Raw genomic sequence first — 12,457 nt, 5'->3', positions numbered from 1 at the left:
AGCTCTCACCGTCTTTACCGCGCTCTACATCGTCTGGTGTGACGGTTGTTGTTTCTTCAGAGCGGAGACCACACCTGAGCATTAGCATACCGGCTATACCTCGTTCCCATGCTTTCTTTTCGAGTGTGCGTTGGAGGGTGTTGGCTTCGTCTTCGTCCATCCAGACTTTCACTCTTGCGCTGCTGTCGTCAATTCTCATGGTCTTCTAGTGTTGTCTGGTTTTCGTTCTCGAAGGTGGACCCGACAGCGACGCCGACGACTGCGCATATTGCTGCTAAGACGAGCGTGGAGAATATGTCTATGCCACCGATGCCTCCGAGGAGAATTCCTCCGAATGCGCCGAGTGAGGCCGGCAAAAAGATGTTAGACGTGTTCATTCTACTGTCTCGTTTCGCAGTCGGTCTACTTCCGCGGTCGCGTCGCCGAAGGACTCTTCGAAAAAGTCGATGTCTTGCTCAAGTTGTTCGGCGGTCTGCCGATAGCGGTTGAGGAGCCAGTCTCGCGCTTCTAACTGTTCGATGAGTTCTTGCCGGTTGAGCGATTCATAGTTGGACATCTCTTCGTAATTGTTTATGACAATTGCGACTATATACTTGCCTACTTTCTAGATTTGTGTTTGTATCGGGAGCGTAAATCGATGTTTCGGGGAGTTTGGGGCGTTCCGAGTTCGAGGTCTTCCTTGTTGTGGAACAACTACGAATGACCAACATCCCTTGTGCCGCACTTATTCTCGCTTCTGCCGACACCAGCCTGATGCGAATATAGTATTCATCAAGAGGTCCTTTGAGAAGAGTGTTAGCGTGTCTAATTCTACGGAACGACTCCTGTCATTCTTATACCCTCCCGAAATGTTGAGCGGAATTCGATTAATACCATCTAATGGGTCCAAGAAGTATTCTGGAATATCCACTTCTGACTTCTTCTTTAATTCATCAGTTCGGTGATAAAACGGGTTATCTACAACCATGTATTCTGGAGAGTCAACATGGTCGCTAATATCCACGACTTGTGGCCGTCCAAGATATTGAGAATCTCCTGCGAGAGTGAGTATCTGAAGGCCCCGGCGTTGCTCGTATATATCTGGGCTCCTACCTATTTCGGTGAAAAATGACTGGTAGCCGCCTTCGTTGAATGGGATATCAGTAAATACGAATCCACATCTTGTTCGTGTGAACTCTTCACCATCCCATTGGGTCTCTAGCCAAAAGAGACCAGCTGAACAACTCACATAAGCCACAGCAATAGGCTGGGGGTCACTAGGTGGGTCAGAGATTGGTTCCACTTTGTGAGCCTCCTCTAGTGTCCCAATTGTATTTTCAATATTCTTCAAATCTTCAACGAACCACCGATATCCACGGCCAATTTCTTGACGTTCCCCCAACTCAATTGTATACCCAACTCTTGAATGGGACAACTTCGTTCCAGTAGTGTTCTTAAGTACATCAAATACGTGCTCTATTTCCTCCGCAGTTGAGGCATAGACCCGCTCTTCAACATGATATAATACCGACTTTCCGAAGTCATGGGACAGACCGGGCTCTCCAAAGACAAACATAGACCGTCCTTCTGTGGTGGTAATCAACCAATTTTGTGGTGATTGAATCGAATGAGTTTCTCTATCTGAATCACTATCTAAATGAATATTTACGCGCTCCTCAACCTCTGAGGAAAACAGGCTATGCTTTTCCCTTTTACGAGATTCAAAGAATGAGAGCATTTGACTTCGTGTCATTTCCTCCATACCATCCCCAACGCGAATCCACGGTACATATTCGCCTTCTTCTTTATACTGAATCGGCTTTTCTTTGGCTTGCTCCACATCAATCCGTAATAGATTTTTCCCAGAATATTCTACAAAATTGGTTCTTAATAAATCAGTGATAGGTGGTACAGTGTATTCAACTGCGGTGTGGTTGATATGCTGGACAACTTCTGAATCAACTGAAAAGCCCTGAATAAGGAGTTCATTAGATTGTTTCCGAACGCCGACAATCACTGTACCTCCACTTTGGTTTGCCATTGCAGAGAGTACCTTAACGAGTTTCTTTCGACCGCTGGAACTCTCTACAATCTCTTTCGATTTACAGTCAAATTGCTCAGACTCAACTCCCGGTTTAGAGGAGAATTGCTTTATCAGCTGTTTCGTTTCATTCTCCATGTTCATTATTCGCGATTAGGGGGCATGTGATTTGAATTTCTCATCTGTTAACGGGCAGTGGTAGACCTGTTTTCCTCCCCGAAATGGAGGTATCTTCGGCGGTGCTTATTCACTATCCATTCGGGGGGCAATCGTGATGTCTGTTTTTATGCGACTATTGGCTCTCTTTGTTTCTACCTGTAGCGGATAATCTTCACTCAGCCGTGTAGTGAGACATTTTGGAGGAGTAAATTTGTTCAAATACTGTATGAATTGAGAACCGTACCGTGCCTGTGCAGCAGATGTACAGCGCAGAATCGTTGCTGCCCTTTTTTCTTCTCTCTCTTGTATCTCATCCACACTCTCTTCGATGTCTACATTGATTTTAGCCACATCGGTATCTCCCCGTCCTGATATGACAAATTCATCTTCTGAAACACTGATATTCACGGTCTCAGATATCATTCCAACAACCTGATATGCGCGAGTGAATACTGAGCTGTGAACTTTCGATTCGAGCTCATACTCTAACTCTGGAATCATTGGCTCTTTCACCTGTTCCGGGTCTACACCAGCTAAGGAATAATCTACGTCGGCAAATTCAATATCCATCCGATGACCCTCATCTGTGAGTTCTAACTGGACATCCTGACGGGGATTCGCAGCTCGAAGAAGATTTTCAAGAGTTCCACAGGGCATACCGAACACAATCTCATCCCCCTTTGGTCTGACATCATATTCCTCGAATTCTGTTGCAGGAATCTTTTGTCGGACCATTATGGCGTTTGCGCCGTCAACTGAGTTTACGTAGAGTTTGTCCTCTCTCCAGCGAAAATTAGTCAAACTATCTGGAGAGATTTCGACAGGGGGTTCCACAATCGCCTTCAACAGTTCTGCCGAGATTTTGGCCTTCATTTGCGGTAGCTCAGAATCAATCATAATTAGCTCCTCTCCAAGACAGATATGTCTGTGTCGAAGCCTTGGCTGAGGTTTTCAATATTTAGCGCGATTATTCCGTGTCCATCATCTATAGGTATGGACCATACATGTGATTCAGCAACTCCATATTTGTTTTCTAGCTTGTCTTCTATATCATTCAACTTTTCAGATTTTACACCGCTTTCGATGACATCGATATCCTTCGAATCTTCGCTAATACCGAGGAACAGCAACCGTGAATCTTGAAATTCACGATGAATGCCTTGTGCTAATTCTTCTACATCCGATTGTCTATCAAACCATGGGGACGATTTGAACTCTAAGTCGATTTCTTCTCCCTCTGTCTGCACAACTCGGGTTGCGTCAGAAACACTACTTACGAATCGTGAATGGAATTCGCTTGAGAATTCGTTAAATAGATAGCAAAGAGGTTTCTGAACATCGCGGGACAGAATCTCGAATACAATATGACTAAAGACATCACGGAGATTGTTTGACCCCATATCTTCTGCAGTTTTTAGAACATCTTTAATATATGTCTCCTGAGCACCAGTTAGGGTAATTTCGTTATATATTCTGAAGTTGCCTAACTGATACGCAGATTCTGAAAACTCTGCCCCTGCATGACAGATTGGTATTGGCTCGTGTTCAGAAAGAAAATGCTTGGATAGTTCACTACGCCAAGGAACGTGCATCTCAACCTGATTGTTGACAAAGGAAAGAGCAAAATCTACTTTCGGCTTCTTAATCTCTTCAGCTCCATTAGCTGTCTCCTTGACTATTTTATTTTCGTAGTCCGTGACTGTGAAGAAGGAATCCAAACTGTTCGAGATGTGATTATTATACATATCAAATGCGCGGGAAAGATTACGATTAGTTTTGAGAAGTTCCTGCTTGAACTCATCTATATCTGCGTACTTTTTGTGGCCCCATCGAATCTTTTCTACTCGTCGTGGACTTTCGTTAGGAGTTTTCAGTTGACCTGCAGAGAGGTCATAGCTGTCGGAGCCAAGCAATTTAGTTGTGATATCTTCTTGGTCAAATTCGAAAACGGTGTTTATCCCGTCTATCTTAGTATATACTCTTACGCTCCCTTTGATATCAAACGCAATTTCGTCTTCAGGGATTCCAAGCCACTCACTAAATGATTCAGTATCATGGCGGTCAAAGTGTTGTACAACGATTTCATCAGGAGATTCATAGGTAAAACGTGCGTACTTATCGATATTCGCTTCACTCAGCAGTTCCTCAATAACGTCCATATCGGTAGTTAGAGCTTTTTTACCGGTGAAAGAGTGACAGACTACGAGAGAGTCTTCACTAATTATGAAGACAACATATTTACCTCGTTCTCTTGCACGGCTTTTCATACTTCCTGCAAAATCCTCTGCCATATAGCTCAAAGTTTGCTCGTAGGACCTCGACATTCCACTAACCAAGCCCTCTGCATCATCTAATAAGGTCTCTACCCAGTTTTCAAAATATGTAGTAACATCTAGACTTTCGAGCGAATGCGTGTATTCCACGTTATTATGTACCGCCCTCAGAAGTTCTTCGACATTTGTAACCTCATTGGGTTCATCGATTATATCTCGCTCTAATTCATCTTCTGACCGGACCTCCCGATAACAAATATAATAGAAATTTTCGCTTTGGGTGGGGAGCGGCATATTACTAGAGTGTTGAATGTTGAATGTCAAAATAGCTGGGATACCGGAGTGAAACAAGAAACTCCTGCTAGTGATTGACCAACACCAAGAGTTCAGATATCTTGATGTGTGACTTATTGAACTAGATTCGCAAAATCACTCTATTTCGGTCGTTCGCTGTATTTGAGACACCTATCCACGAGAGCCGTAAGATTGCTTATTGTCCTTCCCTCTCCAAACTGGCTAAAACTCTTCATTGACCTTGTAGCAGAGTTTCCACCTATTGAATCAACGAAACTGACTATGTCTCATATATCTAAGACAGCCAAAATTATTTGTGTATCTCGTGCGTATCGGAGATAAGAAATGAGCGAACCAAATGAAGAGGCGTGGAAAGACCAGTACAGCGGGCGTGAACGAGTCCGTATGGTTGTCGAGACACTCGACGAGCCGGAAACGGTTACTGCCATTGCAGACAGAGCAGATGTCGCGTGGGCGACTGCCGATAGCGAATTGGAGACTCTAGTGGCTGAAAACAGAGCCGAAGAACACACAGTCGACGGACAGACAAAATACGCGCCAAACCCTGTTCAGATACTCATTGAGGAAGTGCTTGACCTCATCAGCGAGAACTCTCGCGATGAACTCGAATCGACCCTCGTTGAACACACTGCTCAGGTTGAATCGCTACAGGAGGAGTACGAGGTCGAGACTCTTTCCGAACTGCGCAACAAGCTAGTCGAAGAAGACCTCTCTACAGAGGAAATGCGTACCATTCGGAATGCTGCTACGACGTGGGAAGCTCTGGAGACAGAGATTCGTCTTTCGAAACACGCACTTCAACTCTACACGGACGTAACTCAGCTCTCTGATTCTGATGGAGACGAAGAACTCGCGATTGCCTAGTCTCGAATGATATTTCTCGCCAAAAGAGACGGGCTCGACAACAAACGAATCCATCGACGAATCAAGAATCGGCTCCAGAGTGGTTTGAAATTCAGCTCTGTCCAGCTTCGTGTTTCAACTCATCGAGAGCCGGGGCCGTATCGAGTTACAGCGAAAACGGACCCGAGAGAGTTTCTAGAGGATTCCAGCTATCCGACAGAAAGTGTACGACTCGAAATCGGTTTTGATGTCGAGGTCGGCACTGACAACGACTTCTACTGGATTAGCTGGATTGAACCGGAACGAAATCTCCTCCTCGGTTGGCATCAAGATGACGACCATCCGGAGCATGGAGAAGTCCACTTCCAACTAAGTCAATCGGATAGCGATACTCTCCGCGAGAGCGCGGAATATATCGATAAGCATCCGATGGCAGTTGTCGAAGCCCGTTTGGACCAACTACCAGATGTGGTTCGGGCCATAACGTGGAATGACGGAACCGCTACTGGCGTGGATTGGTAGCAAAAACGTGGTAACGAAGATGTTCGTGAATCTGTAGAATCAGCTTTGTTGGAATCCTCAGCAGGTGATACATTTGACCCGGTCCCGGTCAGTACAGAACTCAGAGTTAGATAACTATAAGCGCTCTAACCAGAATATTACACGATGTATCCGTTGAGCGGGGCGATTATCGAGGTAACAATAGAAGCAGATGAACACGAACTCATCTGTCAACACTCCACTGATGTGAGTCACATGAAAAACCCCCGTGATACGCTCCATTTTTTGCTCACTCGCGGTGCCGCGACTCGTGAGAACACAGACAACCGTTTAGAAGTCCAGCGAAGCAATTTCCATGATAGCACTGTTGATGTTGTTGCCACTCAGCACGATGCGATTGCCTACTATCTTGGCAGTCTTGATGCTCGCAGTGAACTCTCTGAGGATGAGGCTTACGGCCTCCTCATAGACGCTGGAGTCGATATGATTGAATACGAACAGTGGCGTAATTCATTCAATAGACGCCGACGCGCGAATCGCTTGTTGGCAGATTCAAAAGAGAGAGTCCGCCACCTCGGCAGCGCGATAGACTACGCTGTGCTTACGGGCTCCTGTCCGATTGATGGGGTCAAGTATAATCCATCAAGACGGTCGACAGACCCACCGGAAGATGTGGTCGCCGTCGCCGCAGAATGGCGTGCCAACAGTATTGACGCGAACTCGTGCTATGTACTCGCTTTTGCGGCGCTTCACACCAAGCTGTTCGAGGCTTACGATGATGTTCGCTATTGTGAAGGACTTGCTATGTCCAGTCATCCAGCTCGGGCATCGACGCACGCGTGGGTCGAAGTCGACAGCGAGGTCGTTGAACTCCTGTGGAATTGGGATGGGCCTGCTCCATCAGACGAGACAATTTATTATGGTGATTCGATTCCCTTCGACGCAGTTATCGACGTAACGAATCGTCGTCCAACTCACGCGAGCGTTTTGACATCCGATGAGCAATACTTCGAAATGGAAGATGTCAAGAGTGTCATGGCCTCGCGCCTGTTCGGCTGATGTGGCTCTGTTGAAATCCTAAGACACCATTTGTGGTGAAAAAGCCACTAAGTTGGGTGTGAACTTCATTTTTCGAACTGTGTCATATAATAAGAGGGCTTACCGTAGCGTCCCTATCTCATCAGAACCATCATCTAACATATCAGTTAGAAATATTTTATACTTCTATTAGTCTCTGGGTGGGTGGAGTACCCTTTTGATAGAGGCCTGTCGAGTATAGCATATGGCAGAACCACACGAAGGGCTACTAACTGGTCACAACTTTTCGAACGGCGAGCACTACTACACTGTCACAGTTCCCCGTCGAGGTAAAACGGATAAGCCAGTCTTCCACTTGGAGGAAGAAGAAGAATCGATGCAAGCAATCCTACAGTACAACGCGTATTCAGACCTGAGCGAACTTATTAATGACCGACCATCGAACACAGAGATATTAGTCAAAGAAGTAGATGGTCAGTATGAGATTGCAGTCGAAGAAATGAATCAGAAGGCGTGATTCTGGAGGGAACCATATGAGTAATGATGCCCTCCAAACCCTCTTGTCTCAATTTTCGTATTATATCGCAGAGCAGAACTTCGACCATCAAGACTGGGAGCGAATTACAACTGAGCAAGGAGCGGTTGATACTGCGAGGAAGATAGACAGTTTCTTTCGAAGTTGGAAATGGGGTAACCAAGACCGCGCCCATAACACACTTCGGTTCTTAAAGGTGCTTTGCGAGCGTGGCGATGAGGATACCGCTCTTGCCATTATGAGTCAGGCTTACGATTTAGTTGGCGGCGCTGATGCGGAAGAGCTTGAGGACTACCCGGCACTACAGGCCCTCGAAGATGAACAAATATCACACGCAGATAGTGTCCCGTTGTTCACGCACACTGCTGAATCTTTCATCGATATTGAGAACACAACAGATGACTTCTACGACGACCTCATCGAGAATATTAACAAGTGCTATCGGATTGGAGTGTACGATGGGACATTCGTCCTAACCCGAAAACTGTTAGAAAATCTCGTTATCGACTTACTCCGAAAGGAGTACCCGAAATCGTATTTGCGGATGTACTATATCCCCGAATACGGTCGTTTCAGAAATTTCAGCGAGCTTCTGGAGGTTTTCGAGTATCGTCTCAAAGACTACCAGTCATACTCGAATGGGATGAATACAGAACTCATTTCCGACATCAATCGATTCCGTGAATCTGCGAATTCAGATGCTCATTCGATAGTTCGGAACCCAGAGCAGGAAGAAATCAAAGACCTCGGTGAAGACGCCGAACACGCGGCCAAGGTGATGTTCCGGGCTCTCCGTAATATGGATTAAATGAACTCTTCTTCTTTGATTATTCGATGGTATAGCGGTTCTAAGTAGCAATTCTGTATTCACCGCAACCGGGTCAGAATATACTACTTGCTGAGGATTTCGACAGAGCCAGCGAGACCTGAATTGTAGAAGTGCTACTCGCCCAGACAAGTTTTGATTGGTCCTCTTCAGCCAGATTCGAATATAGCTCGTCCTTCAACTCCATTTTCTGATTCACCTCTTGCAGCACTCCCTCGCCTCCTCCATCATACGTTCGCTTAAAACGCCAAGTTCACTGCCACTTCGCGGAGCAACTATACCTGTACGCACGAGGAGGCTGTCTTTTCAGATTTTGCCGACCTTGATGAGTGCGACTTCCTCGGGCTACCCGATTAGTCGTCTTGTCTACCCTAATATCGGGGTTAGCCGATGTGAAGTGTCATTATAACATCTACTGTATGGTGGAACCACTAATATCTGTGTAGTTTCTAAATCCTCCTCTAACCTCTGTATATGGGCATTTGAGGGCTTTTTGACCACTTAGAGCTGAACCGACGAGCATATATGCTAAGTGTCTCGTTAGTGTTGTTGAGGAAAAGAAAATGAGCACCTCAACAAATCCGAATGACGACGAACCAATCCCCGAATATACTCCGGAAGAGATGAACATCCCCGCAATACGGGCGAGCCTCCAGAACAATCTAAACAAGCTTGAGCTCCAAGCGTTCGAAGATTGGCGGCTCGACTTCGCTCGGTGGACCTTTGACCGTGGTAAGAAGCCGCGACGCCGGGTCGGGTACTCTCCCAACTCGATGCAAGACATCATTAACCGCGTTGAGCGGTTCTGTGAGTGGCTCTACCTTGGGGTGAAAATCGAGGCAGACGAGGAGGATGGTGAAGTTGGATGGACGGGCGATGGTTCATTCACCACTAACTTCTCAAAGGACCAACTCGACCGATACTGGTACCACCTGCTCACCATCGATAACAGACTTGATACCCACCGTCGGACAATCAACAACACCCAACTCGTTCTGAAATACAAGGGTGTGGACTGGAAAATCCCTGACAGTGAAGAGGTGTATGAAGACATTGCCGAGGAAGAGTCCGACCCGAACTTCACTGATTGGTTCACTGGTCAGGAATTGAAGGCTATCAAAACGGCATCTCTCAAACTAAACGTCGACCCTGACCGTGAGAGTTTGTCTGAAGAAGAACAAGAAGAATGGGCCGCCCGTCTCGCACAAAGCCTTGAAAAGCCGAAGGCAGAACTTGATGATGAAGACTGGGAAATCGCGAATTGGAAGATTCCTAGCCTTGTCTACCTAAGCTGTGACGTTGGATTCCGTCCATGTGAAATTGCGGCAGCACGGGTACAGTGGCTGGACACAGAGAATGAGAAGGAGGCCTATCTCCGAATTCCGCGCGATGAGGATTCAAAATCGGGGAAGAGAAATCGGAGATGTCGAATCAGTCCGGAAGCTGCAGGCATCATCAATTACTGGCTTGATGAGCGTTCGAACTTTGATGAGTATGCTGACACAGACGCGGTCTGGTTGAATCAGAGAGGGAGCCCGTACTGTGCATCGATTCTCCGACGCAGAGTGCTGATGCGGCTACAAGCAGAAATCGGCATCAACGTTGAAAACAGAGAGAATGGCTGGTACATGATTCGACGAGGTGTTGGGACTGACATCATCAACAAAGGTGGCAGTATCAACCTCCTAATGCAGCAGCTTCGAATTAACCGCTACGAGACTGCACAGCGCTATGTTCGGAATGCTGACGAAGCTGCTGACGACTACTTCGAGAAGCGATGAGCGGTAACGAATAAATCAGCCCATCACCAAAGGCAGACCATGTTCCAAAGTTTCGACCGAGGAAATGGGGTGAGAAGTCAGTGACTCTTCGCGATAGGGTTTGGGATGCGTCTCTGACCATGCTCGTGAACCGGGGGAAATTCAAGCTAAAAGAATTACCTGTGGAAGAATCGGAACGCCATACCGCTCGTCGCGTTCTGCGCACCATGATAGAGCTTGGGTGGGTGAAGAAGGAGTCAAAACATGCTGCCATCTACCGACTCGGCCCCAAGGGTGAGCTTCTTCTTGACGTAGATGAGGAGACTATCCAAGCGGCAAACTCGTAATCTTTTACAATATATGGTCAGTAACGTCATTCTTCTAATACTCTCTATAACGACCATTTAGCCCAGACAGTCGGCTTTTAGACCAATAAATTTTGAGATTTCCTGACCACATTTGTATAGTGTTTTGATTGTGCCTTGTGGAGGCTGAGACGCGGGTTCGATTCTCGCACCCGGACCTAAGCTTCTAACGCCCGAATTCGACACTTTAGGTTTACGTCTCAGCCTTCTACGGCTGAGACGTTAAAAATCACACAATATCTGCTCTATCTTGTATAATAAAATGTATATATACCGGGTAGATGGCACTACCACAAACTGACCAATAATGGTGTGTGTGTATTTTAGTGCTGATTTTGTGCTTTGGATTAAAATCTCTGTCTTATCTCTGGAAGAACCCTCTACTCCGTATGGAGAGACAATGCCTCCTCCAAAACGACGGAACAACTGTCTTGGTGAGCGGTGGTTGTGATGATGACCTCCAAGAGATAGTCGCCGCCGCTCATAATGAGTGGAAATGGCTCCGCACGAAAGAACGAATGTCGGCATTCGTTGAACATCGATGAGTGATAAAGACGACAACGAGTCAGTTACCGATATACTCCGTGAAGGTCGGGGAAATCACAATCTCGTTGAAATACAGTGTCATAACTGCGGCACTATGATACCACCTGATGCGACCATCATCCAGTGTAAGTGGTGGTCATACGACGGGCAAGGACCACCGACTGGCTCAGGATTCGTCTCCTACTGCGATGAGTGCGTGCCCCCCGGAATACCGAGACCAAAATGAAAGTATGACCACAAGGCTGTGCCGCGTCAAACCGACCTAAATCAGAAATAATTGATTTCTACTTCGGCTGGCTTCCACACCGGTGGAGGTGTATCTTTTCGCGAACACTACGAGCACTGGTCTTTTGACCGCACGACTGGCAGGTATAAAATTCACCTTCGTCGTGTAGATATCTGTGAGTACCATCTGTTAAACTTGGAGGGTAAGAGGTCATACCCTCCAGAACACTGGCAAACTGCTATGGTCTATTGCCGATGAATATGTCTGGAATAAAGTTGCTGGTTCAAATACTCAGATACCCAAGTAGATACGAGACCAATGACTTTACGCGATTCGGCTTGGGATGCCGTTTTGGAGCAGATAATCCGCACAGGGAAATTTAAGCTCAACGACCTGCCATTCAAAGAAAACGAACGTTCGACCGTTCGTCGAGTCTGTCGAGAAGCCCAAGGGTATGGCTGGCTCCAACGGACCTCGGAAGGGAGCTCAATATGGCGAGCAGGCCCGAAGGCAGAAATGCTGATGAATCTCAGTGAAGAAAAATTGAGGCTTGCGAGAGAGTGAAATGCAATCGAAAAAGCGCAGCTCAGAAGCCGCTCTATCGATTCCACCGCCTCAAAGCCACAAGAGTGGACGATTAAAATATCTCGTCGAAAACAGCTATCTATCACTAGAAACAGTCACTTTCGACTTCGAAGAAATATCGACCACTGAATTCGCAGAGGTCCGTCGACGAGTAGCAGAAGCTGAAATCATCACGCCACTTCACGCAGACTTGAAAGCAGTGGCCACGTGGTTCTTACGACGGACAGGGTGTAGAGAAATCACCTACGAACAAAAGTATCCAGAGAGTGCTCGAATAGCAGATGTCGCATGTGTCTCGACAGGGCAATATGCCGAAGTCGGGAACGTTGAGGATGTCACACGGGTCTACCAAATGCTTGGTCTAGATGTGGTTAGCCACGGTAGTGAGATTTCCTCGGTGCTACGACGGCATCCACCATCAGATGACCCGAGCAAAAGAGGCGGTGTCAGAGCGATACTCTCAGT

Annotated in this window: 11 protein-coding genes; 6 read left to right on the top strand and 5 right to left on the bottom strand. The window is 46.7% G+C overall.

Translation table 11 applies throughout. From position 1 onward, the window contains the following. Window positions 1-188: 188 nt before the first annotated feature. The 5 genes from EXE44_RS15635 to EXE44_RS15615 form a co-directional block, all read right to left on the bottom strand. Window positions 189-377 (bottom strand): hypothetical protein, encoded by a 189-nt coding sequence (locus EXE44_RS15635; RefSeq protein WP_137694887.1) that lies wholly within the window; start codon window positions 375-377, stop codon window positions 189-191. Beyond that, complete coding sequence (locus EXE44_RS15630; protein WP_137694888.1) at window positions 374-556, bottom strand: hypothetical protein; 183 nt, start codon at window positions 554-556, stop codon at window positions 374-376. Before EXE44_RS15630 ends, EXE44_RS15635 begins: the two co-directional genes overlap by 4 nt. Window positions 557-724: 168 nt before the next feature. Then, window positions 725-2,164: a helix-turn-helix domain-containing protein gene (locus EXE44_RS15625; RefSeq protein ID WP_137705917.1), complete on the bottom strand. Its 1,440-nt coding sequence runs from the start codon at window positions 2,162-2,164 to the stop codon at window positions 725-727. 99 nt (window positions 2,165-2,263) lie between these two features. Next, window positions 2,264-3,076, bottom strand: coding sequence for a hypothetical protein (locus tag EXE44_RS15620; protein WP_137694890.1), 813 nt, complete (start codon window positions 3,074-3,076; stop codon window positions 2,264-2,266). Window positions 3,077-3,078: 2 nt separating this feature from the next. Continuing rightward, complete coding sequence (locus tag EXE44_RS15615) at window positions 3,079-4,746, bottom strand: hypothetical protein (RefSeq protein ID WP_137694891.1); 1,668 nt, start codon at window positions 4,744-4,746, stop codon at window positions 3,079-3,081. Between the two features lie 345 nt (window positions 4,747-5,091). On the opposite strand from EXE44_RS15615, the gene EXE44_RS15610 reads away from it, so the two are divergent. The 6 genes from EXE44_RS15610 to EXE44_RS21115 form a co-directional block, all read left to right on the top strand. Next, a complete protein-coding gene (locus EXE44_RS15610) occupies window positions 5,092-5,631 on the top strand; it encodes an ArsR family transcriptional regulator (protein ID WP_241988324.1) in 540 nt (179 codons plus the stop codon). Window positions 5,632-6,276: 645 nt separating this feature from the next. Next, window positions 6,277-7,170: a hypothetical protein gene (locus tag EXE44_RS15600; RefSeq protein WP_137705918.1), complete on the top strand. Its 894-nt coding sequence runs from the start codon at window positions 6,277-6,279 to the stop codon at window positions 7,168-7,170. A 223-nt stretch (window positions 7,171-7,393) separates the two neighbouring features. Next, window positions 7,394-7,666, top strand: a complete 273-nt coding sequence (locus tag EXE44_RS15595; protein ID WP_137694894.1) for a hypothetical protein — start codon at window positions 7,394-7,396, stop codon at window positions 7,664-7,666. A gap of 16 nt (window positions 7,667-7,682) precedes the next feature. Next, the gene (locus EXE44_RS15590) at window positions 7,683-8,492 is read left to right on the top strand and encodes a hypothetical protein (protein ID WP_137694895.1); all 810 of its coding nucleotides are present in this window, start codon (window positions 7,683-7,685) and stop codon (window positions 8,490-8,492) included. 581 nt (window positions 8,493-9,073) lie between these two features. Continuing rightward, on the top strand, window positions 9,074-10,291 hold the full coding sequence (locus EXE44_RS15585; protein WP_137705919.1) for a tyrosine-type recombinase/integrase: 1,218 nt from the start codon (window positions 9,074-9,076) through the stop codon (window positions 10,289-10,291). Window positions 10,292-11,972: 1,681 nt separating this feature from the next. Then, the coding region (locus EXE44_RS21115) for a hypothetical protein (protein WP_206750389.1) at window positions 11,973-12,457 on the top strand (485 nt) is incomplete at its 3' end.

It is taken from the genome of Halorubrum sp. SS7, assembly GCF_005435055.1.
GTDB classification, from domain to species: Archaea; Halobacteriota; Halobacteria; order Halobacteriales; family Haloferacaceae; genus Halorubrum; species Halorubrum salinarum.
This window is presented reverse-complemented; position numbering and strand designations above follow the sequence as displayed.

What these genes read in the sequence shown, in the direction of transcription:
- EXE44_RS15635 (WP_137694887.1), bottom strand. Translation starts at nt 377, where the DNA reads ATGAACACGTCTAACATCTTTTTGCCGGCCTCACTCGGCGCATTCGGA.
- EXE44_RS15630 (WP_137694888.1), bottom strand. Translation starts at nt 556, where the DNA reads ATGTCCAACTATGAATCGCTCAACCGGCAAGAACTCATCGAACAGTTA.
- EXE44_RS15625 (WP_137705917.1), bottom strand. Translation starts at nt 2,164, where the DNA reads ATGAACATGGAGAATGAAACGAAACAGCTGATAAAGCAATTCTCCTCT.
- EXE44_RS15620 (WP_137694890.1), bottom strand. Translation starts at nt 3,076, where the DNA reads ATGATTGATTCTGAGCTACCGCAAATGAAGGCCAAAATCTCGGCAGAA.
- EXE44_RS15615 (WP_137694891.1), bottom strand. Translation starts at nt 4,746, where the DNA reads ATGCCGCTCCCCACCCAAAGCGAAAATTTCTATTATATTTGTTATCGG.
- EXE44_RS15610 (WP_241988324.1), top strand. Translation starts at nt 5,092, where the DNA reads ATGAGCGAACCAAATGAAGAGGCGTGGAAAGACCAGTACAGCGGGCGT.
- EXE44_RS15600 (WP_137705918.1), top strand. Translation starts at nt 6,277, where the DNA reads ATGTATCCGTTGAGCGGGGCGATTATCGAGGTAACAATAGAAGCAGAT.
- EXE44_RS15595 (WP_137694894.1), top strand. Translation starts at nt 7,394, where the DNA reads ATGGCAGAACCACACGAAGGGCTACTAACTGGTCACAACTTTTCGAAC.
- EXE44_RS15590 (WP_137694895.1), top strand. Translation starts at nt 7,683, where the DNA reads ATGAGTAATGATGCCCTCCAAACCCTCTTGTCTCAATTTTCGTATTAT.
- EXE44_RS15585 (WP_137705919.1), top strand. Translation starts at nt 9,074, where the DNA reads ATGAGCACCTCAACAAATCCGAATGACGACGAACCAATCCCCGAATAT.